This window comes from Burkholderia sp. S171 (assembly GCF_009766085.1).
Lineage (GTDB): Bacteria > Pseudomonadota > Gammaproteobacteria > Burkholderiales > Burkholderiaceae > Caballeronia.
In genome coordinates this window covers 17,802-40,098 of the sequence record NZ_LMUF01000032.1, presented here as the reverse complement: position 1 = coordinate 40,098, position 22,297 = coordinate 17,802, and the positions used below count along the sequence as shown (strand labels likewise).

The following is a 22,297-nucleotide window of genomic DNA, read 5'->3' as shown; positions in this document are numbered from 1 at the left end:
GGAAAATATGCTTGAATATTTCGAGTCAAAAAACTTTCTGCTCCAGAAAGGCGGCGTGCTCCCGATCGCGCGATTGGCCTATCGAACGATCGGCAGCCTGAACGCCGCAAAAGACAACGTCGTGCTTATTCCCTCCTGGTATTCAGGTACGGATGATGACAGCGAAGCCGTATTTTGCGGGGAAGGACGGGCGATCAATTCGCAAGACCATTTCATCGTGTTCACGAACCTGCTGGGTAACGGCCGATCAAGCTCGCCGTCCAATACCCCCTCGCCCAACGATCGCGCTCGCTTCGCGATCGTGACCTATTTCGACAATGTACGGCTCCAGCACGAACTGCTGACCACGGCACTGGGCATTCAAAAAATCAAGCTCGTTGCCGGATGGTCGATGGGCGCGGCACAGGCCTATCAATGGGCGGCCCAATATCCGGAGATGGTTGAACGCGCTGCGCCTGTCGCCGGTTCGGCCCGGACTGCGTCGTACAACCGGGTGTTCCTTTTTTCGATGAGGCGCGCGCTGGAACTCGATCCCGCGTTCGAGGCCGGCTATTACGCGCGGCCCCCGGTCGATGGCATCAAGGCGTTGGCAACGATCTATGCGGGCTGGGGCGTCTCCGAAGCGTTCTATCGGTTAAAGGCCTACGCAGCTTTGGGTGCCGACAATCACGAGGAATTCGTCAAGTTTTTCTGGGAACCGACGTTTCTCAAGCACGATGCCAATGATCTTCTGGCTCAACTCGCAACTTGGGAATATGGCGATATCAGCGATAACAGCCTATATAAGAAAGACCTCGTCGCTGCGCTGTCGGCGATCACCGCGAGCACTATCGTGTCGCCTGTCGACCTGGACCGCATTTTCCCACCGGTCGACAGCGTGGCCGAGGCCGAACACATGCCGAATGGCAAGTGTGTGACGATCAATTCGATTTGGGGGCACATGGCTCCAGTCGAACCCGACGCTCAAAAGCAGATCGACGCATCGCTGTCGGCGTTGCTCGCGGCTCCATGAGGAATGAGGAGAAGGACCATGTCAGACGTGAAACGCAACATCCTGATCACGGGTGCAACGGGGCAAGTGGGCAGTGCCGTGATCCGCGCACTCAAGCGTGACGAAGATGACGACACGATCAACCTGATCGCGGCCGGCCGATCGCAAGAGAAGGCCGCGGCACTCGGCGTCACCTGGCGAAAGCTCGACTACGACGACAGTTCGACGATAGGCCCGGCACTGCAAGATATTGATTCGGTGTTCATGGTGACCGACTACACCGTCGGCATGCTACGTCAGAGCAAAGCCTTCATCAATGCAGCGAAGCGCGCCGGTGTTCGTCATATTGTTCATCTGGGCGCGCCCGGTGATGACGACACGAATGTGGATCACTGGGGATGGCATCAATTCGTTGAGCGATATATTGAATGGAGCGGCTTCTCGTTCACGCATCTTCGCCCCGAGATTTTCATGCAGAATCTGCTGGGGTACGGCGGCGCTAAGCCGATCAAGGACGGTGTGATTCGTCACTATGTTGGCGACGCAAAGATCTGCTGGGTTGATATTGACGATATTGCTGCGGTAGCGGCTGAGTGTCTACGGGACACTTCCAGGCACGGCGGCCAGACGTATCGACTCGGCTATGATGCGAAGACCTACCATGAAGTAGCGACAATTCTTTCATCGGCGACCCAGCAGCAATTCAGGTATGAGGCCCGGCCCGCGGCCGAATTCCTTGAGAAGGTGCTGGCTGCAGGCGCCGACTATGCCTACATGCAATGCGCGCACAACAATTACCATAACTACGCAACGGGCAAGATCCCCGGCGCCGACTACACGTTCGATAACTTCGAAACCATTACCGGCCGAAAACCTGCACGCTGGGAAGACTTCGCCGCGCGCCACAAGGCAGAATTCCACTACTAGAGGAAGCGGCCCGGCGCGGCGGCGTCTCGCGATTCAACTGGCAAGACAGTGCTCCACAAAAGCCGAGAACTGCCTTGCTTTTGTACTTGCCTGTCGTCCATTGGGGTACACCGCCGACAAGCTGATCGATGGCAGCAGCCACTCGTCCATCACCGATACAACCGCGCCCGACTTCAGTTCCGGTGTGAACGACCATTCCGACACGATAGTGAGGCCAATGCCGGCAATCACGGCCGCACGCACCCCTTCCGTCGCGGTAATTTTCACGCGCCCTTGCATCTTGATCGAAATCTCGGCGGTCTCCTTGCAAAAAGTCCAGTCTTCTCCGCCGCGATCGCGCGTATAGATGACAGCCCGATGACCAAGGAGATCGGCCGGCACCTGGGGCGTGCCGTGACGTTCGAAATACGCCGGTGTGCCGATGACGCGACGCCGGGCCTCACTGATCTTGCGGGCAGTCATGTTGGAGTCGGCCAGATTGCCCATGCGCAGGGCCACGTCGATGCCTTCATTCACAAGGTCGATATTCCGGTCGTCGAGAACGAGTTCCAGCTCAAGGTTGGGATGTTCTTCGAGGAATTCCGGCAGACGCGGCACGATATGCAATCGCGCAAAGCACACGGCGGCCGACACCCGGAGCTTGCCCGACAAGCCCGAGGCCGATCCGCGCGCGGCCAGCACGGCCTCGTCAGTCTCCTCGACAGCCCGCTTTGCGCGCACGTAGAAGCTTTGACCGGCCTCCGTTGGCGTAAGCGCGCGTGTCGACCTCAGCAAGAGCTTGACCCCTAGCCATTCCTCGAGTTGCGCAATCGCCTTCGACACGGCGGGTTGGCCAACGTCGTAATGCCGGGCGGTAGCCGAGAACGAGCCAGTGTCGACCACGCGTATAAATATCTCGATCGCGGCGAGACGGTCCATCGTGATTCTCCCTTGGAATAAGCGCTATGCGATTTTGCACCTTCCGCGCGTCCTGCAGGATAGATAAATTGATTTCTTCGAGGTCATTGCCGACCTTAGGGGATGGGGTATGTCAGTCGCACAGATTCAAGAAAGCACATCCAGCAATCAAGCAGACGCGGATGCCGAACTGGCCGTTGCTGCGTCAATGGGGGCAGCGTCGAGAGCGCTGCGCGCGGGAGCGCGCGCGCCGGCATTCACCCTCGCAGACGCCAGCGGGCGCAAGGTGGTCCTGGAGGAGCTGCTCCATGCCGGTCCGGTCGTGCTGCACTTTGTTAGAGGCCCGTGGTGTTCGTTCGGAGAGGAAAGCCTTGCCGAATTTGCGACTGTCTATCAGAAGGTGGTTGAACTGGGCGCAAGCGCCGTGGCTATCGCCCCATTCGCATCGCCCTTTAAAGCTCCTTCGGCGAGCGTCCCGATGTCGATGCGCGAACTGCAGGATATCGACATGAAGGTCGGGCGCGCGTATGGTCTCGCGTTCGATCTTCCGGCGGGTCTAAGGCCTCGTTACGAGGCGCTGGGGTATGTGCCGCCGCCCACGGGCCGCGCCGGTACTTGGCTGGTTCCATTGCCCGCTACGTACCTGGTGGATCGCGACGGGATCATCGCCCTCGCTTTCATCGACGTGGACTATAGGCGGCACGTTGAACCCGGTTCGCTGCTGACCGCGTTGCGGGCCTTGCACGCCAGACACGAGTCGCCTCGTCGCGCGGCGCGCCTTTGAGGCTCAACTCAGTAATGCGCAAATCGACTTGGCGATGCGGCGGCTCATACTCCTCGCGGGATCTATTCCCTATAAGATGGCAACAAATCCGATTGATTTGGAGACATCCCATGATCAGATGCCTGCTGGCGATTGTTTTCGTGTTGGCCGGCGTCGGCGTGGGGACTTCTGCTCGCGCCGACGTGGATTCAGACAAGGCAGCCATCACGGAACGGCTGCAGCGTTGGGCGGTTGCTTTTAACGCCCGCGATGCTGCAGGGGTCTGTGACCTGTTCGCCTCGGATCTGATTTCGACCGTTCCTGAAGTGCTCGATGGCAGCCGAGACGCGCTCTGCGGGAAGCTCAGTGCTGTGTTGGCGAAGCCTGGCTTGCAGCTCCATTACGACAGCCCTGACATCCGCGAGATCATCGTTTCCGGGGATATCGCCGTAGTCCGGCTGTTCTGGACGCTTACTGCGCAAAAGGGTGGCGAGTCGAGCGTGAGTAGCGAAGCGGGAATGGACATTTTCAAACGGCAGCCCGATGGCAAGTGGTCCATCGCCCGGTTCATCTCATTCAGCGCTACGCCGAACACAGTGCTTCAGTAAGCGGCCGCTTGTTGCAGCGAAGACCGGCCCCTGATTTCAGCGATCTTGACCGGTTGATATTTTTTAAATTTATCAATACTCAGGATTGCTATATATCTTCCGATTTTAAAGATTCAGGCATCGAACACGACCACTGCGTTTCCCAATAGCTTCCCGCTTTCAACGGCCTCATGCGCCTTGGCGATGTCGTCAAGTTGATACCGCGCAGCGATCGTATGTCTTACCATTCCGTGCGAAAGGAAGGCGTTAAGTGCAGCAATGGTCACCGTCCGCTCGGCACGTGGCAGCTCGTACACGATAAAGAAACGGGCTGCCGCGCCGATTTGAATCATCGGACCGAAATCGAATGGCACTTGAGACTTTCCGGAGCCGTAAATCACGCACAGACCGCCCCTGGCAATAAGACTTGGCAACATTTCGGCGTTCGCAGCCCCGTCTACTTCAATAATCCGATGCGCTCCTCGCCCATCCGTAATTTGCTTTACCCGGTCAGCCACGTTTTCGGCGCGATAGTTGATCACGTGATCAGCACCCATCTCCGCCGCGGTTTTAGCTTTTTCGGCTGAACTGACCGTGGCGATGATGCACGCCGCTCCCAGCAAGCGCGCGAACTGAATTGCGTACGCCCCTACGGCCCCGGCGCCGCCACTTACAAGCACTGTTTGCCCCAAAACCGAGCCGTCAATCGTCATCGCGCGCAACGCCGTCAAAGCGGGAATTCCCAGGCATGCGCCTTCCTCAAACGTCGTGTTCTTTGGCAACGTGACCGCTTGTTCGGTGGGTAGAGTCATGAATTCCGCTGCCGTACCGCCAGAACGTTTCCATTGACCATTCCAGATCCAGACACGCTCGCCGATGCGTGTGTCAGCCACGCCGGCGCCTACGCTGACGATTACCCCGGCTCCATCACTATGCGGGGTAATTCGTGGAGCGATCAATGGCCGGCCCGCACGGCTTTTGACGTCCGAGGGATTGACGCCCGAAGCGAAGACCTTGATACAAACTTCGCCCGCCGATGGTACTGGATCTGCGAGTGTTCCCACTCTCAGTACCTCGCTCGCGCTCCCGTTTTGCTCATACCACGCTGCTTTCATCGCATGACCCTCAGTCGATTCGTAAAGACGCCTCCTTTCAGTGGTCAAGCGTAGCCGATAAAGATCTTTCGTGAAACCTCTCAAATCCCGTAGACAGTTTCTTGCTTTGGACGAGAATCAAAAGTGCGACAGCGCTTGAATGACCGAACTCCAGATGGGACCCGCAGACAACGCCCTCCGACATAAACCCGTTCGCTATTGGACACGGCATTGCGCGCGCGTCGTCGTTCCGGGCCGAACAAGGGCGAAGCCCGCAAATTCCCTACCGACCAGGCGAGATCACGAACCGTTAGGATGAGACCCGGCGTTACCGGTCCAGAAAACCAATGCCGAAATTATAAATGCTTAGGTATGCATTAGATCATTCGACTGAATGCGCTGCACCCCCGCCTTTTTCATGCTGTCCCATGCCTTTGCATATGAACCGTTAACATCGATGCCACGCGTCGCATCTTCGACCACGTAGGTGATTAGCCCCGCCTTTCGCGCATCCATCGCTGTCCACGCCACACAGAAGTCGGTCGCCAGCCCCGTACAGAATACCCGCCGGATTCCGCGCTGCTTAAGGTACCCGGCAAGTCCCGTCGGGGTCTTATGATCGGCCTCCTCAAAGGCCGAATAACTATCCAGGTTTTTATGGTAACCCTTGCGGATGACCAACTGAGCAGTCGGCACCTGGAGCAAGTCGCTGACTTGCGCTCCGCGTGAACCCTGCAAGCAATGGTCCGGCCAAAGCACTTGTTCTCCGTAGGGCAATTTAATTGTGTCGAACGGATGTTTTCCCGGATGACTGCTTGCGAAGGACACGTGCCCGGAAGGATGCCAATCCTGCGTCAGGATGATATTTTGAAAGACGGGCGCTAGACGGTTAATGATCGGGATGATGGCGTCACCCTCTTTAACAGCCAAAGAACCGCCTGGAAGAAAATCGTTCTGGACGTCAATGACAAGGAGCACGGAATCGTCGTCAGGCCGCGCCACTGGTTCTGCGGCTGCGCTATCGGCGAGTCCGAAAGCGCCAGTGAAAGCGATTGCTGCAGCCCCCTTCAAGACGAATCGACGGTCGTGGTTATGCATTTTCGCTCCATAAAAGCGTTAGGTTGATTTCCTATGGCGTTCGCCGAGCGACAGCGTGATCGCCATCGGTCGCTTCGCGAGGACGACCCGGACAAATCACGCCTAGAATCTTTTTACGCATCTCAAAATAGAGTGTCAACGCTTTAATTATATTGAATTTTATTCAACTTTTTGCGCTTATCAATGGAATTGAATCCGCTATTTATAGCTTATACGCTATAAATAGCGGATTTTGACGTGACCTCTAAGCCGCCACTGAGACAGTTGCCAACCAAGAAAACCGATGCGATAACCAAAAGCCCATCCGAGCGATGAACGGGATCATCGCCCAGCCATGACTCGTAACCTTAACGCGCTGTGGCCGCCACACTGGCCCGCGCCTTATGCAATTTTTTATAACTGTCAATCAAGCGGTGGTGCCTATCGAGCCCCTCCAGCTTCATACTCGTTGGCGTTAAACCATAGAACCGCACGCTGCCGTCCACCGAGCCCATCGCCGCGTCCATCCGGGCGTCGCCGAACATGCGACGGAAGTTGACCCCGTAGTCGTCCAGTTCCAGGTCGTCATCGAGCAGCACCTCCAGCACCACGTTCACGGCCTGGTAAAACAATCCGCGCTCGACCGTGTTGTCGTTGTATTGCAGGAAGGCGCCCACCAACTCTTGTGCCTCCTCAAATTGCTTCAAGGCGAGATGAATCAGCAGCTTCAACTCGAGAACGGTTAGCTGTCCCCAGTCCGTATTCTCGTCAAACTCGATGCCGATCAACGTGGCAATATCGGAGTGCTCATCCAGTTCATTGTTATCCAACCGCTCAAGCAACGCTGCCAGACCCTTGTCGTCCAGGCGATGCAAGTTCAAGATATCGGCGCGGAACAACAACGCCTTGTTGGTGTTATCCCAGATCAAATCCTCTACCGGGTAAACTTCCGAATACCCGGGCACCAAGATCCGGCAGGCCACGGCGCCCAGCTGGTCATACACCGCCATGTACGCCTCTTTGCCCATGTCCTCGAGAATTCCGAACAATGTTGAGGCTTCCTGAGCATTGGAATTTTCACCCTGGCCCGAAAAATCCCACTCAACAAAATCGAAATCCGCTTTGGCGCTGAAAAACCGCCACGACACAATTCCGCTGGAATCGATGAAGTGCTCGACAAAGTTATTGGGCTCCGTCACGGCTTCACTGGCAAAGGTGGGCCGGGGTAACTCGTTCAGGCCTTCAAAACTGCGCCCCTGAAGCAACTCGGTAAGACTCCGTTCCAGCGCCACCTCGAAGCTCGGGTGCGCGCCGAACGAGGCAAACACACCGCCGGTGCGTGGATTCATCAAGGTGACGCACATCAGCGGGTACACGCCTCCCAACGACGCATCCTTCACCAGCACCGGAAAGCCCTGCTCTTCCAACGCCTGAATTCCGGCCAGAATGCCAGGGTATTTCGCCAGCACTTCCTGCGGCACATCAGGCAATGCAATTTCACCTTCGAGAATTTCACGCTTTACCGCCCGCTCGAAAATTTCCGACAGACATTGCACCTGCGCTTCGGCCAGCGTGTTCCCGGCACTCATGCCATTGCTGACGTACAGGTTCTCGACCAGGTTGGACGGGAAATACACCACGTCGCCGTCCGACTGCCGCGCAAACGGCAGCGAACAGATACCGCGCTGCACATTGCCCGAGTTGGTGTCGACCAGATGCGAACCACGCAACTCGCCATCGGGGTTGTAAATCTCCAGGCAGTACGCATCCAGGATTTCAGCCGGCAGCGCATCCTTACGGCCGGGCTTGAACCAGCGCTCGTTCGGGTAATGTACGAACTCCGCGTTAGCGATGTCTTCGCCCCAAAACGCGCCGGCGTAGAAATGGTTGCAGTTCAGCCGCTCGATATACTCTCCCAACGCCGACGCCAACGCGCTTTCTTTGCTCGCTCCCTTGCCATTGGTAAAACACATCGGCGAGTGCGCATCGCGGATATGCAGCGACCACACGTTAGGAACAAGATTGCGCCACGAAGCGATTTCAATCTTGATGCCCACGGCCGCCAAAACACCCGACATATTGGCGATGGTTTGCTCCAACGGCAGATCCTTCCCCGCAATATAGGTGCTGGCGTCAGAAGCCGGCTTCGACATCAGCAAGGACTGGGCGTCGGCATCCAGGTTCGCCACCTCTTCGATGACAAATTCAGGTCCGGCTTGCACCACTTTTTTCACCGTACAACGGTCGATGGAGCGCAAAATACCTTGGCGGTCTTTGGCAGAGATATCCGCGGGCAACTCAACCTGAATCTTGAAGATCTGTTGGTACCGGTTTTCCGGATCGACAATATTATTCTGCGACAGGCGGATATTTTCGGTAGGGATATTTCGAGTTACGCAGTACAACTTCACAAAGTAAGCTGCGCACAGGGCCGATGAGGCCAGGAAATAATCGAAGGGACCCGGCGCCGAGCCATCGCCCTTATAACGGATAGGCTGGTCGGAAACTACCGTGAAGTCGTCGAACTTCGCTTCGAGACGCAGCTTATCGAGAAAGTTGACTTTGATTTCCATGGGGGGATCCTAAAAATAGCGTTCAAAAAAGTATGGCCGCTATTATCCGTCGCCAAGGGCAGTTGCACCAAACTGAAACGCCACGCGTTCGTCCGACATTCGTCAGAATGCGAGAACTACCGGGCGATAAACCGAAATAAAGCCCCGTAAGAACAGGTTTTAGTACTTAATCAACTCGCGAATAAGGATTCCCGGCGAAATTTTACTCTCGCTGGATTGTAAACCCCGGCCTCCACGCCGGTCGCGTCGAGGTTTTTTACGATTTCATGGGGCTCGATGGCGATGTCGAAACCGCCCATACAGCGCACGATCTGCCGACCGCCTCAACGGACTTCAGGTTCGAGAGCTTACGCGACCTATCTTGCTTACTTCAGGCTGCAATCGGCGGTGAATGTTTTGGCTGCTTCGCCCGGCTGGCTGAGCGCGAGGCTGGCATCGCAGGAATCGCCTTTTTGCAGGCTCATCACCAGTCTCGAGACGGCGCGGCGTTCCCCAGCGCGCATGGCCAGATTGCCCGACTGCGACGCGTTCGACTGACCGGACGAGCCCGTCTTGATGACCGTCAAAACATAAGCAAGTTTCGCGTCTCCCGCCGCAACCACGTACGGGACGACAAGCGTTGTGCCATTGACGGAATGAACATCGAATGAAACCTGTACATCGGAAATTGGCATCATGCCTGCGCTCCCTGTGCGTTGTTCGTCAATCGATGCCGCGCGATGTGTCGCGCGCCTTACGGCGTTCCACATCCTGACCTGACCCATTCGCCATTGACGAGGAAAAAAAGCAGCGCACGCCCACACGTATCGATCAAATCCGAACCGACACGCACGACGTACGCAAGCAAGCAACGTCCACCGGACGCCATTGATTCACGCTGGCGTCCATCGTTCCCCCCGTTAGTGCTGGGCGATCGTGGCGACGTTGTGTGAACCGTTTTGCAGGACGCTGGCCACGTTGCCGGTGCCGACCTGCGTGATGGATGCCGAGTTACCCGTGAGCATCTGTTGCGATTGGGCGTAGTTGTTGCTGCCTGCCTGCGACGTGGACAACGAGTTGCCCGTCCCGGTTTGCGACGCCAGCAACGTTTCTTCAACGCCCGACTGATAGGCGTTCACCGCGTTATTAGCACCCGTTTGCGTGACGGCCATCGACGAGTCGAACGCACCGGCTTGCGTCAGGTTAGCCACGTTCCCCGCAGGAAAGAATCCCGCCCCCGCACCCGGTGCTTGCGAAACAGTGATGCTGTTGCCCCCGCCGCCTTCCTGCAGCGTATTGACCGTATTGGCCTGGACACCGTATTGGGAAACCGCGACCGACGAGCGGGTTTCCGCGACTTGCGAGACCGTCGCCGTGCCCAGTGAACCGTATTGCGACACCGACACACGCCCGTTGATGGCACCGTTATCCGCCACTGTCGCCTGATTGCCGCCGAAGCCTTGCTGGTTCACTGAGGTGCTGTTACCGATCGAGTTCGTTTCCGACACGTTCGCCTGGTTATACAGGCCGGTTTGCTGAATGCCCGTCGTGTTCAAGCCGCCGCCCACCTGATTGACAGACGCCCCCAGCAGGACGCCGGCTTGATTGATCGTCGTGGTGTTGTTAACCGTGCCCAGTTGCGATACCGTGGCGTTGTTAAAGCCGGGGGCCTGGGTCACCGTGGAGACATTGCCGGACGACATGACCTGGTTGACTGACGCGTAATTCAAGCCGGCCTGGTTGATCGTCGTTGCGTTGTCGGACGCGTTGTTCTGGTTGACGTTCGCCACGCTCGCATTCGTCTGCAGCACGGTCGTCGAATTGCCGCCGCCCTCGTTCGAGATGACGGTCGCGTCACCGCCGCCAGCGGTCGACTGCCCGATGTAGACACGGTTCTGGTTCTCATTGGTTTGCGAAACCGACGCGGTCGAGCTTGCAATGCCAGTCTGCTGGATGTCGGTGTTATTCACGGCGCCGCCCGCCGTGCCGACCGTGGCCTTGTTATTGTTGGTGGTCTGGTTGATGGTCACCGTGTTGGTGTTGGTGCTTGACTCACCGACGGTGGCGGTATTGCCGTTCACGCCGGCAAGGCCGGCGTGCTGGTCAACATAGACTGAGTCATTGATGGTGCCGATCTGGTTGATGTTGGCCGAGTTGTTATTTCCCAGCGACGTCACATAGTCGTCGTTGCCGTTGCCGGCGAATGCGCTTGACGATGCCAGTGCGACGAGACCCATTGCGAGGACGGATGCCTTGATCTTCATGGTTGCTAACCCTCTTTCGATTGAGATGGATGATGCGTCTGGTTTAATAAAGACTACTGATCGGTCGGGCATGCTTTACATGCTGTTAGCTTGATTGCCTCCCCGCCCCGGTACTGCCGCACTGCATGCTTGACTTCCCTGCTTCTCCTCCTTAACGGTACTTCACCTGCTTGTCCTTCTTCACGCCTGCGCCGTCCGCGGCTCGCCGTCGCGGACGGCTTCTACCGCGCCAGCACCACCGCTTTCGCGCCGTTGCCGGTTTGCTGAACCTGGACGCCGGAGTTGGATCCGGTCTGCACGATAGTCGCCTGATTGTCATTGCCGTGCTGAGTGATTGCCGCAGAATTGGACGACCCCGACTGGGCGATCTGGCTGGCATTGCCATTGCCCGTTTGCGTTGTCGTGGCGCTGTTGTTGGAGCCCGTCTGCGTGCTCACGGACTGGTTGCTGTTACCCGTCTGCGCAAGTGCCTGCCAGTTCCTCACCCCGTTCTGCGACATATTGGCGATATTCGCCATACCGGCCTGACTGGAGATCAGCACGTTTGCGCCGGTCTGACTGGCATGCAGGATATTGTCCGTGCCGCGCTGCGTGACGCTGGCCGTCTGATCTGCACGGACCGCATAAGAGGTGGGTTCTCCCGGCCCGAAATCGGAGCGGGGCGAAATATCCAACGCTCTCGCGGAGAAGGACGCCGCGCTCGCCACCGATGCGACGACGGCAAGAATCAGTACCTTGGCTACAGTGGAACTGGCCGGCCCTGCCAGCGTAGATGGTTTGAGTTTCATCGAAGTCTCCTTTGACACGGATCATTTGCCACACATGCCTCGCACGCGCGGATCAGATTCCCGGGGTCGTTTCCGGGTCGATATGGCTGGGTTCATGCGGCGTATCGACCTTCTCCATATCCGCCACATAGTTCTGGTCTTCCTGCAGGTAGCGCTGCACCGTCGGGTCATACCAGTCCTTGTCGTTTTTCAGCGCCCAGGTCTGGTTCTTGAGTCCCTGGACAATCAGGTGAGCCACTGCCGATTCAATCGCTTCCTTCACGCATAACTGTTGAGGTTCGTTACGGGTCAGGCCGGCTTCAGCCTGCAGCAGGTCCATCACGCCGACGAACTTGTAGACGCCGACATCGACCTGATACGAGTAGATCGTCTTGGTCGTGGAGACGCTGTTCAACACCTGGCCGTTACGGATATCGACGGTGCGCAGGTTCACGGTCACCTGATCCACCCGATATTGTTGCGAGGCACTGATACCCAGGTATGCAACGCCCGCGCCGCCGGTCCGCACATTCGAGTCATATGCCACGATCCCGCCTTCCAGGATGACGCTGGCAGGCGCGAGCGCTCCGATTTGCGCGGTGGCGCGGTTCTTGTCGTCAGGGGTCTCGAGCGCTCGCATGATCTTGCGTTCGGTCAGCAGGTCCTGCAGGTTTTCGCGCTCGACAGGCGTAAACCAGCCGGAATCGCGCATGGCGGCAACGAGAAACGATGCGCCACCTTGAGTGACCTGCGACGAGAACGAGCTATCGGGCGACGGCTTGTACTGACCCGTCATGTCTCGAAAGCCGTACACGGCGGCCACCACGCGTCCTTTTGGCGGCGGCAGGTGCACGAGGTCGCGCGTGGCCCGCGACGGAGGCGTCAATGTGGCGCTGCCTGAAACGTTTTGCGGTGTAACCGCGCAACCTGTAAATGCGAGCGTGGCGGCGCTGGCCAGCGCGAGTGATGCCCTAATGACGAATCGGCTCATCTTGTTTCCCCGGTTTTTCTGTACGTGTTTCTACACGTAATTAGGATTCTTTATTAGTTTCGCGACACCCGCGTTAGACTCACGCGCGTGGGCGCCTCCCCGTGACTTGCCTACTGGCCGCTCACGATAAAGGTGGTCGACGAGCCCGTGGTCTTGTCCGTCGTGGTGACCTGCAGGTTGCCGCCGGTGACCTGCGTAATCGCGATCGAGAAGTTACCGGTATTGATCGTGCCGGGTTTGAGCGATCCGTCCGGACCGACGATCGAACTGGTTACCGACGTCGCCACTCGCGAGAGAATGGCCTGCTGTAGTTCGCTGTTGAACTGGTCGAGCGTGGATGTCGAGCCCGAGGTATCCGAGACGCTCGAATTCACATGCTTGTCCTGTGCGGTCGCCGCATTCATCAACACGGCGCCGTTGGCCGGGTCGCCGCCAAAGGTCGGATTGACCGGCGTGTAGACAAGCGTAGTGGCGTGCGCCGCGGCAAACGCGATCAAAGCCGCGCCGACGAATGCCACCCGGGTAACACAGCCGACCCTGATACGAAAATTGTGAGTAATGTTCATGACTTCCTCGCCTTCTGTTGGACGTGATTGGTTGGGTGAAGCGACGCTTGCGGTCTTACAACTCATCCGACCCGAGGTCGGTTTCGTGGAATAGCAATCGGGCTATGTCCGCTTGAATCACAGTTTGGAGCGAACTAGCCGCGGCGCCTTGGGCAACGGGCCGGACGTTGGCACGGGCGATCGGCAGGAACGCTTCAAATATGCGACGCTGCTCGAATTCCACCCAGATGAGACTGCCGTAACGCGCGGAGGGCCGTTCGTGAATCGAGACCATGTAGCGCTCGCTCATCGGCATCTGGATCCAGGCTTGGGCGAATGCGGCGTAGAAGTCCTGGCCGACGAGCGTGACGGCGTCGTCGGTGACAATGCCGCCAATCTCTTCGGCAAGAGGCGTCTGGTTGTTGACGTCGTGCCTGCCGGGCAGATTATTTGATTTCGTCGAGTTAGTTATGGTGGCGCTATTGGTCAATGAGGGTGTGACCGCGGCAGGACTCACCTTCGCCAGAGAACTTGGCGCGGGTGAATTGGGTATTGAGATCAACGGGCGAGCCTGGCTATTGGACGCGGAAGATTGCCCCGACTGATCCGTATCTTGCGCATGGACTGTGGTCATGGCCCCGCTGCATGCAAACAGGCAGACGGCAGATGCGCTGAGTGCGTGTCTGGTCCATGAGGAATACGAATCACCTGTGGCTCGTTGCATGTCCCACCTCGTGCTGTCCGGTGCGCCGATACCGGCGCTTATACGTTATGTGTCAGGGAGTGCTGTGTTCTTGTGTTCGTTTGGCCTTGCTTGCATTCCTGAGCTGATGGAACGCATTCTGGCGCCATGAACCGATTGACGTCGATGGTTCAAATGAACACCTTCCGATGGTTAACGGCATTTCTGCAACAGATGACTTTCGAAGCCGAAGCTCACGTTCAACAAAACGGCTTGAAACGAAACGGCGCCAATCAACCATCAACGCTTGCATGAATGCGGAGATGATAAGAAATGGCAAGTCGCGCAAACAGTTTTCGCAATCAGACCGCGTGTGAAGGGAACAGTCCTTGGTGTTCCGTAACGACACGGCTGAAGCAATACGCCTTTAGGACCATCAAAAAATCGCGCAAACGATTGCGGGGCCGCTGCTTTCCGTCAACATGGATTGGCATGCAATGTGCATATGAATGAGCAGCGGCACACACAACACCGGCTTACCAAGAGCCGAACATAAAAAAGCATTTACCGAGGGGTTTCACATGCAAAAACACGTGGCGGAGCGGCGGGTAAGCGGCAGCATCCCGCTTGCAGCGCTTGGAATGCAGCCGGGTAACGATCACGAAAACGAGAACGAAGAAGCGTCGTTGACCGGCTATCTCCATAGCGACGACACGACAGTCGTCGTGGTGGACGCGGATCTGAACGTGGCGTGCTCCATGTCCAACGCCGCAGGATTGCTTAGCGCGCGTGAAGGCCTGTCCATCACCAACGGGCGCATGTCCCACGACGACGCGCGGGTCCATCAAGGCCTCAGACTTGCACTTGCCAACGCTTTGCTCCACGGACAGCGAAGCACGATTGTCGTGCCAGGATCATGGGGTCACGCATGGCACGTCGTGGTGATGCCCGAAGCGAGCACCGTCAGTTCCGCCCCGCCTCGCGCGGTATTGCGCATAGAGCGTCGTCATATTTTCCGTCGGCCGGATGCGGGTACGCTCCAGTCCGTCCTCGGACTTTCGCAAGCAGAAGCCCGCGTGCTGTGTGAATTGATATGCGGCCACTGCGTCGGCGAATGCGCTCATATCCTCGGTGTCTCCGTGGCGACCGTCCGTAAGCATCTCGCCGCGACGCTGAAGAAAACGTGCTGTTCGAGGCAATCAGAACTGATGCGGCTGGTGAGTATTGTCACCTGAAGCAGTACTGTAGCTTTACCCTTCATCCATCGATGTGATGGATAGTATTACTTACTGCTACCGTCGGCGAGACGAAGCGCCTGGCGTCTCGCCGAAGACATGCTTCAAGGTGCTGCAGTTGCGGAGTGTTGATCAGAGGCGTTGCGCTTGTCGCCGCCTTGGCGGCCGCGATGCTTGCGTATCTGATGTGGATCAAAACGCTGATCCGGCGCCGCTCGGTGTCAGTTTCGTCGAGTCGGCGGTCGAAAGGAGAGTTAGCAAGCGGTTGGTGAAGCTGCACCGGATGTTCCGGCGCAGCCCCCCTTTCAGCGGGATGCCAGTCCCAGACAATGCGCTTCAAGATACGTCACGACGCGCTGCAGGGTCCGTTCCGACACGGCCGGCAAATCGATAAACCGGCACCCAATCACAAAGCGCTGCTTACCGTTTCGCATCACTGTCCTGCGTGGGGACACCACTTCCATCGTGACTCGCAGTGTGCCGAAGGCTCCCACGCTCAGTGTCACGTCTTCCAGCCGAGTGCCGATTTCGATATCTCCAAAAGAGGCATCCGGGCTTCTCAGCGCAACACCGCCAAGTGACAGGTCCTTGATATCAACACTGAATGCACCGCCGTCTGAAAATTTGCCAGACGCGGTATACGGTTGGAGCACGGGGGTATCGACGCGAAAGAATTCACGACGTTGAACATGATAGAGAATGTCTGGAAAGCGCGCCTCCAGGGCGAGCCGTCCTTCGAACGTGATCAACTGTGCGGACCGTGTGGCGAACTCGGTCCGCACACCATCGGGCAAGCCGCGAAAGATGAGTTCGGGCGCTTCGAGCAGTACGTGCTTATTGGTGGCCAGGCTACCGAAATCAAACACAAATCGGGCGTTCGAAGAATCGATGTCCAGCAGTTGCGTCATCATCTGCCGGCCGCCGAATTCGACGCTCATGAAGTGGCGACGCGCAGCGAGTTTTCGCAGGCAAATGGCGATCTGCAGCGGATGACACAGTGCGTATTCGGATAAGGCCGAGCCGGCAGCATCGACAGTGTTGGTATCAAACAGCAGATCAGCAATCATCGCAGTACTCGTTCGGTTAGCTGGCCTTGGCCAGATCAACATGGGATACCTCGCCGCGATTGTTTTTATGCTGCGAGCCTTGCGGCTGCTATTTGCAACTAGCGTGCCATCGCTTTCACCCGCTGGGCCGTGACGTGGAAAGCGTTGTGCTGCAAGGCCCGGTGTTCGGCACACCCCTTCTGACGAGGTTGCTTCTGCACCGGTGTTACGTAACGCGATCGGCTGTGTTACGGCCTTTCTGGCGCGGCACCCGGATGCAACCGTCCGGCACACGGCAACGCAGGCAGAAGGCACGCTAGATGCCGCGCGAAAGAATTCCGTCACCGCGTGTTGCATGGTGCAGTCTGCGACGGCACGGAATTCGCTTGTACTCTCTAAAGACATACCGGCCGCAGATGAATTGCCCGACAGCGCAGCGAGAGGTGAATTCAAGTAATTCGTTTTCGTGCCGATATTCCAGAGAACAAATAAAAAATCTGAGAGAGCCGTTTCATGATCAACAACACCCCCTCGCCTGTCAGGCGATGCTTGATCGCGTCCCGATGCCGGTCGACGCTCGCGGCCGCCAGCTTCGCGCTAGGCGCCCTGCTCGCGTCGGCACCGGCATTCAGCGAATCGATCATGGGTGTGACCGGGCAGACGATATCCGTCCAGGTCCAAGAGTCCTTATTGTTAATAGTCCTTGGCGTACTGCTTGGCGGCATGATCTTTCGATCGGTCTTCCGGCCCCTTCCCGCCGACCTTCCCAAGCTCATATTCAAGCGGTACTTCAGCAGTCATCCGCTGCCCATCATTCTTTTCGACGTCGACACGGCAGGCATCATCGCGGCGAACAAGCACGCCTGCACTCTGTACGGATACACCCGCGCGGAGTTCAAGAGGTTGTCGATGGATCAACTTCGCCCTGCCCGCGATGTCCCCGCTTTCAGGCGCAAGTTGCGTGAAATTGCAGCGGCAACGCACACCGCGGGTTCTGCCGGCGAATGGACGCATTTGCGAAACGGAGGCGCCGAGCTTACCGTCAACGTTTCGTACCAGATCTCTGATTTCGGAAACAAGAAATCTTGTTACGTCATCTGTCTGGATGTCTCCAAGCGCCGGCAAGCGGAGCTAGAAGTCGCGAGTGCGAAGTCCATGCTCGAAACCGTTTTGAACAGCGTGCCGCAGCGCATCTACTGGAAGAATAAACACTCCGAATACATCGGTTGCAATGCGTCGTTTGCGAAGGAAATAGGTCTCGCACGCGCGGAAGACGTGTATGGACTCACTGACGCCGAGCTGCCATGGCGCTCGGATGCTGCCGACGCCCGCTCCCGCGACGCACAAGCAATGTCCGCGAACGGTGGGCACATTGCCTACGAACACCCGGCGTACTTCGAGCCGGCGCGCGAGTTACGCTGGTACGCCAAGACCAAGGTCCCTTTACTCGATCCAGATGGCGAGGTGATGGGCGTTCTGACGCTGCATGATGACATCACCACGCGCAAAGCCGCCGAGCTTGCGCTGCGTCTGCGAAGCCGCGCGCTCGATGCGTGCGTGAACGCAGTCGTCATGACGCGTGCCTACGGCAAGCAGCATTTGATCGACTATGTGAATCCTGCGTTCGAGCGCATCACCGGGTACACGGCGGCGCAGGTCATGGGGCGCGACTGCCGTTTCCTGCAAGGCGATGAACGCCAGCAGGAAGGACTTCGTGAAATCCGCGCGGCATTAAAAACGGACGCCGAAGTCAGCACGATCCTGCGGAATTATCGTGCCGATGGCCGCATGTTCTGGAACCAGTTACTCATTGCGCCGGTGCTCGATGACACCGGCATTGCCACGCATCACATCGCCATTGTGAACGACGTGACCGAACTCGTGGAGTCGCGCAACCGGCTAGCCCGGCAAGCGAGCTACGATGCCCTGACGCAATTGCCTAACCGGGTGTTGTTGAGCGAGCGGCTTCGGCAGGCCATCAGCGCGTCGATCCTGGCCGGGACGCAGCTTGCCGTGGTGTTCCTCGACATGGATCATTTCAAGGACGTGAACGATTCACTCGGCCACAGCGTGGGCGACCGGCTACTGCAGCAGGTCGCCGAAAGGCTCTTGTCCGCGTCTTCGCCAACAATGACAGTCGCGCGGTACGGCGGCGATGAGTTCGTCATCCTCATACCGAACATCGCTGGATACGGACATGTGGATGTGATCCTCCGCAGACTGCAGGGCGCCCTTGCACCATCAATGAAGATCGACGAGCACGAGTTTTATATCGATTGCAGCATGGGCGTGAGTCTTTTCCCCGACGACGGCAGCGACGCTGAAACGCTGATCAAACGCGCGGACGCCGCCATGTACGAAGCGAAATCGATGGGCCGCAATACGGTTCGCCGTTACGATTTCTCGACCGGCACTCGAGCACAAGTGCGCTTGTCCGCAGCGCAGAATTTGCGCCGTGCGATCCGTGACACGGAATTCTGTCTTTACTACCAGCCTCAGATTAACGTCGCGACGGGTCGCGTGGTCGCCGTTGAAGCGCTGATACGATGGTTCGATCCGGCGCTCGGACCCATCTCGCCGGGGGAATTCATACCGCTTGCTGAGGAATCCGGATTGATTGTGCCGATCGGGGAGTGGGTGATCGGTGAGGTATGCAGTACAGTCGTCGAGCTATCGGCGCGTTATGATGGATTACGCGTCGCGGTCAACCTCTCGCCCCGGCAGTTCACACAGGGCAATGTGGTCGAGTTTTTATCCCGTTCAATGGCCGCGACCGGTGTGAATCCGGAGCAACTGGAACTGGAGATCACGGAAAGCACACTCGCATCGCCTTGCACCGGCACCGCACTGAAGACGCTGGCGGCACGCGGCGCCATCATCGCGATCGATGACTTCGGAACCGGCTATTCCAACCTCTCGTCATTGAAAGCGCTTGGACCGGACCGCCTGAAAATCGACAAGTCACTGGTCAATGGCATTGGCGTGTCGGTTCAGGACGAGGCACTCGTGCTGGCCGTCCTGGCACTCGGAATTGCGTTCGGTGCGCAAGTGATCGCTGAAGGCGTCGAGACGATTCAGCAGCGTGACTTCCTGATGGAGCATGGTTGCAATGAAATGCAAGGTTACCTGTTTGCCCGCCCTATGCCGCTCGAAGAACTTCACGGCTTCCTGCGTCGCAGCGAGTATCACGCAAACGCAAATCGCAAGCCGCAATCGATCGGCAACAGGTGATCCGATGCTTGTCTCACTGGATATCTCGATAGCACTTCTGGTCCGCTAAGAAAGTCTATCGGGCAAATCTTCCGTATGAATTTCTTGATTCGCTCGGATAAGCAGGAAATACCGAATTTGCGACGCAAGCGCCGGGGGTAAGAAGCGCCTTCCGGACAACGCAGATTTGACGCGCGGCGTCCGTTGGTTTTCAGGAAACGATGGCTAAGGCAAACCGCCTGGCGACGCACCGTGGCTTAGCCTCAGTGTCCGGGGGCGAAAAAATCTTGTAGAGCGCGTCCCACTTGGACGGGCCTTCCATTGAGGTCGTCGTTCCAAGGTGCCGAATAATCGGCATCGACTAGCTCGACCAACTCGACAACAGGCAACAGTTTTTTCAACGTAAGGATGGAGGTCTTTAGATAGTCCGGACTCCTATCTCCACCCATCAGCAACACCGGCGTGTTGACCACGCGAAGGTCGTTTAAATGGTGATTCATGCTGGCGACGACGTTCAAGTCGTATCGCATCGCGGGTATCAACTCGCTGAGTCGTGCATACGGTGTGGAACGCCGGCTATCCGCGCGCAATGCAAGGCCCGCACCAACCCGCAGAAGCCATTGCGGAACAAACCGCACAAGGGGTGGCCCCAGCCGCACGATTCCCATGACTGTGACGAGCGCAGCCGCTAGTTGCTTGCGCTCGACTTGCGCGTTAAAGCGCTGGATGTCGTCGTGTGACATCCCGTCCAGATAGAACGGTGGCTCATAAACTGCGGCCCGCTCCACCCGCAAACCTTGTCTAAGGCCCTCAAGGACGATCATCGCGCCAGAGCTCAAACCAAATAGATACCGAGACTGGGTATGCTCAAGGACGCATCGCAGGTCCTCCACATCGTCGTCTATCGAATGCTTGGCGTCGTACGGCCGAGGACTCATGCCACGTCCGCGTCGATCAGGTACGTGAACCGTGAATTGGTCGGCCAATGCGAATGCAAGCTGTCGATAGTTCTCGGCGGTGCCCATTGCGCCTTCCACTAGCACCACGCCTGACCCGCTACCAAAAGACTGATATCCGATCGATGTCCCATCAAGCGACGTTACGTGCTTTGCGCTTTGTAGTGTTTCCCGCTTCATGCGGCCCCCTGTCAACACCGGCTTGCCTGGTCCAACTACAAATTTTTCCGCTAGTGAAATTACGCTCAGGCACCGGACGGTTTTGGGCGACCAAGCTTGACCATCTGCTTGAACATGAAGTGCGGCGCCACACGACTTGCAATCTTCAGCACGTTGCTCACGCCCGGACGAATCTCAGCCTTCCCGGCTTCGATACCGGCGATAGCACGCTGCACAAGCGTGGTTACGTTCATGCCTTTTTCACCCTTCATTTCAATCGCAAAGTCACCCCGAAACAACGGTGTTTCGGTGCCCGGCGGAGCTAACTCGACGACCGATACGCCCGTACCTTCTAGTTGCGCTCTAAGGCATTGCGTATAGGCGTGAATCGCAGCCTTTGAAGCGCTGTATATCGGCGCAATAGGAAGCGGGACAAACGCCAGGCCCGACGAAACGTTCACAATCAGGCTGTCATTTTTTTTCCGCAACAAAGGAAGGAACTGCTGAACCATCCACATGGGTCCCTTGAGGTTCCCGTCAATTTCAGAGGTCAGGTCATCCAGTTCACGCTGCTGGTGCAGCCTGATATTGCGCATGGTCCCGGCATTGTTCACCAGCGTGTCCAAGGTTGGAAACTGAGTGGCCACCTTCTCGTATAACGCCTTGATGCTCGTCTGATCGCTAACGTCGCTTTGAAAAAGATGGACGCCTGGGACAGTCTGCTGTGCAGCTTCAAGCCTGGCGTTATCCCGCCCAGTGATGACTACTGTATTGCTTCGCGCAATCAGTTGCCTTGCCAGCTCCAAACCAATTCCGCTTGTTCCACCCGTAATCAAAACGGTTCTTCCGATCATCTTCATGGCGTCACTCCGTGCGTGTGTTGTTAAGCATGAACACAGTCTGACGGGTACACTATAAAAATGAAAGAAGGCACCTAAAAGTCTTATACACACCAAAAAGAGAGTGTAAAAATGGAACGAGTTCCAAAATTCACTAAAGAACAGATTGCAGCCGCTCAATATTATTCAAGCCTTACGCAACCGGTCGACCTTGATCCGCGCATTGCATCATTAGTCAGGGATCTCATCGGTCGTGTGGCCGACAAGTGGACCATGTTGATCCTTGAGGTACTCGCGGAAAAAACACTTTTACGCTTTACGCGCCTTAGCGAACTGGTGGAGGGCATTAGCCAAAAAATGCTCACCCAGACGCTTCGGACAATGGAACGCGACGGTCTGGTGACACGCACGGTGTATCCGGTCGTGCCTCCAAAGGTCGAATACCAACTCACGGATCTTGGTATTACTTTGGGTGCGGCGTTTTGTGGAGTGTGGGTCTGGGCCGCTGACAATCTCGAAGCAGTGGAAAAATCGCGCGATGCTTTTGACAATCGTCCGGGGCAGTGATCGTCTGACATGGATGCGCAAGCGCCAGGGCTTGTGCGCGGCCCTTGCAAAAGCAAACTAACAACGGCGGTTTCAAGGCTGAAGTGCAACAGGGGGTTAGTGTTGAGAGCTTGGAACGAGTGGTGCATCTGAGACGGAGTCTAGGCAA

The 22,297-nt window shown here is 57.2% G+C and carries 20 protein-coding genes and 1 pseudogene; 7 read left to right on the top strand and 14 right to left on the bottom strand.

Annotated features, from left to right (window positions below; translation table 11 throughout):
• Positions 1 to 7: 7 nt before the first annotated feature.
• Complete coding sequence (locus tag GSQ93_RS17370; RefSeq protein ID WP_158936905.1) at positions 8 to 1,012, top strand: alpha/beta fold hydrolase; 1,005 nt, start codon at positions 8 to 10, stop codon at positions 1,010 to 1,012.
• Between the two features lie 18 nt (positions 1,013 to 1,030).
• On the top strand, positions 1,031 to 1,918 hold the full coding sequence (locus GSQ93_RS17365; RefSeq protein ID WP_158936904.1) for an SDR family oxidoreductase: 888 nt from the start codon (positions 1,031 to 1,033) through the stop codon (positions 1,916 to 1,918).
• Positions 1,919 to 1,951: 33 nt separating this feature from the next.
• On the opposite strand, the gene GSQ93_RS17360 is transcribed toward GSQ93_RS17365, so the two are convergent.
• Positions 1,952 to 2,836: a LysR family transcriptional regulator gene (locus GSQ93_RS17360; protein WP_158936903.1), complete on the bottom strand. Its 885-nt coding sequence runs from the start codon at positions 2,834 to 2,836 to the stop codon at positions 1,952 to 1,954.
• Positions 2,837 to 2,945: 109 nt separating this feature from the next.
• On the opposite strand from GSQ93_RS17360, the gene GSQ93_RS17355 reads away from it, so the two are divergent.
• Both GSQ93_RS17355 and GSQ93_RS17350 read left to right on the top strand, forming a co-directional pair.
• Positions 2,946 to 3,599, top strand: a complete 654-nt coding sequence (locus GSQ93_RS17355; RefSeq protein WP_158936902.1) for a peroxiredoxin-like family protein — start codon at positions 2,946 to 2,948, stop codon at positions 3,597 to 3,599.
• Positions 3,600 to 3,709: 110 nt separating this feature from the next.
• On the top strand, positions 3,710 to 4,186 hold the full coding sequence (locus GSQ93_RS17350; RefSeq protein ID WP_158936901.1) for an SgcJ/EcaC family oxidoreductase: 477 nt from the start codon (positions 3,710 to 3,712) through the stop codon (positions 4,184 to 4,186).
• Between the two features lie 113 nt (positions 4,187 to 4,299).
• On the opposite strand, the gene GSQ93_RS38125 is transcribed toward GSQ93_RS17350, so the two are convergent.
• The 10 genes and pseudogenes from GSQ93_RS38125 to GSQ93_RS17305 all read right to left on the bottom strand — a co-directional run bounded on the left by GSQ93_RS38125 (position 4,300) and on the right by GSQ93_RS17305 (position 14,089).
• Complete coding sequence (locus GSQ93_RS38125; RefSeq protein ID WP_254073917.1) at positions 4,300 to 4,878, bottom strand: zinc-binding dehydrogenase; 579 nt, start codon at positions 4,876 to 4,878, stop codon at positions 4,300 to 4,302.
• 156 nt (positions 4,879 to 5,034) lie between these two features.
• Positions 5,035 to 5,280 (bottom strand): annotated as a pseudogene (locus GSQ93_RS38120) (alcohol dehydrogenase catalytic domain-containing protein); the annotation flags it as partial.
• 345 nt (positions 5,281 to 5,625) lie between these two features.
• Positions 5,626 to 6,357 (bottom strand): bifunctional nicotinamidase/pyrazinamidase, encoded by a 732-nt coding sequence (gene pncA / locus GSQ93_RS17340; RefSeq protein WP_158936899.1) that lies wholly within the window; start codon positions 6,355 to 6,357, stop codon positions 5,626 to 5,628.
• Positions 6,358 to 6,704: 347 nt separating this feature from the next.
• Positions 6,705 to 8,909: an OsmC domain/YcaO domain-containing protein gene (locus GSQ93_RS17335; protein ID WP_158936898.1), complete on the bottom strand. Its 2,205-nt coding sequence runs from the start codon at positions 8,907 to 8,909 to the stop codon at positions 6,705 to 6,707.
• A gap of 365 nt (positions 8,910 to 9,274) precedes the next feature.
• Positions 9,275 to 9,586, bottom strand: coding sequence for a curli-like amyloid fiber formation chaperone CsgH (gene csgH, locus GSQ93_RS17330; RefSeq protein ID WP_158936897.1), 312 nt, complete (start codon positions 9,584 to 9,586; stop codon positions 9,275 to 9,277).
• A gap of 222 nt (positions 9,587 to 9,808) precedes the next feature.
• A complete protein-coding gene (locus GSQ93_RS17325) occupies positions 9,809 to 11,152 on the bottom strand; it encodes a hypothetical protein (protein WP_158936896.1) in 1,344 nt (447 codons plus the stop codon).
• Positions 11,153 to 11,373: 221 nt separating this feature from the next.
• Complete coding sequence (locus tag GSQ93_RS17320) at positions 11,374 to 11,940, bottom strand: hypothetical protein (RefSeq protein ID WP_158936895.1); 567 nt, start codon at positions 11,938 to 11,940, stop codon at positions 11,374 to 11,376.
• A 52-nt stretch (positions 11,941 to 11,992) separates the two neighbouring features.
• Positions 11,993 to 12,910 carry a CsgG/HfaB family protein gene (locus GSQ93_RS17315; protein ID WP_158936894.1) on the bottom strand — a complete coding sequence of 306 codons (918 nt, stop codon included), beginning with the start codon at positions 12,908 to 12,910 and terminating at the stop codon, positions 11,993 to 11,995.
• A gap of 110 nt (positions 12,911 to 13,020) precedes the next feature.
• Complete coding sequence (locus tag GSQ93_RS17310; protein WP_158936893.1) at positions 13,021 to 13,476, bottom strand: curli assembly protein CsgF; 456 nt, start codon at positions 13,474 to 13,476, stop codon at positions 13,021 to 13,023.
• Positions 13,477 to 13,531: 55 nt separating this feature from the next.
• Positions 13,532 to 14,089, bottom strand: a complete 558-nt coding sequence (locus GSQ93_RS17305) for a CsgE family curli-type amyloid fiber assembly protein (protein WP_158936892.1) — start codon at positions 14,087 to 14,089, stop codon at positions 13,532 to 13,534.
• Between the two features lie 629 nt (positions 14,090 to 14,718).
• On the opposite strand from GSQ93_RS17305, the gene GSQ93_RS17300 reads away from it, so the two are divergent.
• Entirely contained in the window at positions 14,719 to 15,372 is a 654-nt protein-coding gene (locus GSQ93_RS17300; protein WP_158936891.1) for a hypothetical protein, read from the top strand.
• A gap of 305 nt (positions 15,373 to 15,677) precedes the next feature.
• On the opposite strand, the gene GSQ93_RS17295 is transcribed toward GSQ93_RS17300, so the two are convergent.
• Complete coding sequence (locus GSQ93_RS17295; protein ID WP_158936953.1) at positions 15,678 to 16,439, bottom strand: flagellar brake protein; 762 nt, start codon at positions 16,437 to 16,439, stop codon at positions 15,678 to 15,680.
• Between the two features lie 492 nt (positions 16,440 to 16,931).
• On the opposite strand from GSQ93_RS17295, the gene GSQ93_RS17290 reads away from it, so the two are divergent.
• Positions 16,932 to 19,649 carry a bifunctional diguanylate cyclase/phosphodiesterase gene (locus tag GSQ93_RS17290; RefSeq protein ID WP_158936890.1) on the top strand — a complete coding sequence of 906 codons (2,718 nt, stop codon included), beginning with the start codon at positions 16,932 to 16,934 and terminating at the stop codon, positions 19,647 to 19,649.
• A gap of 242 nt (positions 19,650 to 19,891) precedes the next feature.
• On the opposite strand, the gene GSQ93_RS17285 is transcribed toward GSQ93_RS17290, so the two are convergent.
• Together GSQ93_RS17285 and GSQ93_RS17280 are read right to left on the bottom strand one after the other, a co-directional pair.
• Positions 19,892 to 20,764 carry an alpha/beta fold hydrolase gene (locus tag GSQ93_RS17285; RefSeq protein WP_158936889.1) on the bottom strand — a complete coding sequence of 291 codons (873 nt, stop codon included), beginning with the start codon at positions 20,762 to 20,764 and terminating at the stop codon, positions 19,892 to 19,894.
• A 65-nt stretch (positions 20,765 to 20,829) separates the two neighbouring features.
• A complete protein-coding gene (locus GSQ93_RS17280) occupies positions 20,830 to 21,603 on the bottom strand; it encodes an SDR family oxidoreductase (RefSeq protein WP_158936888.1) in 774 nt (257 codons plus the stop codon).
• 111 nt (positions 21,604 to 21,714) lie between these two features.
• Here GSQ93_RS17280 and GSQ93_RS17275 point away from each other — a divergent pair, with 111 nt between their 5' ends.
• On the top strand, positions 21,715 to 22,149 hold the full coding sequence (locus GSQ93_RS17275; RefSeq protein ID WP_158936887.1) for a helix-turn-helix domain-containing protein: 435 nt from the start codon (positions 21,715 to 21,717) through the stop codon (positions 22,147 to 22,149).
• Positions 22,150 to 22,297 lie beyond the last annotated feature (148 nt).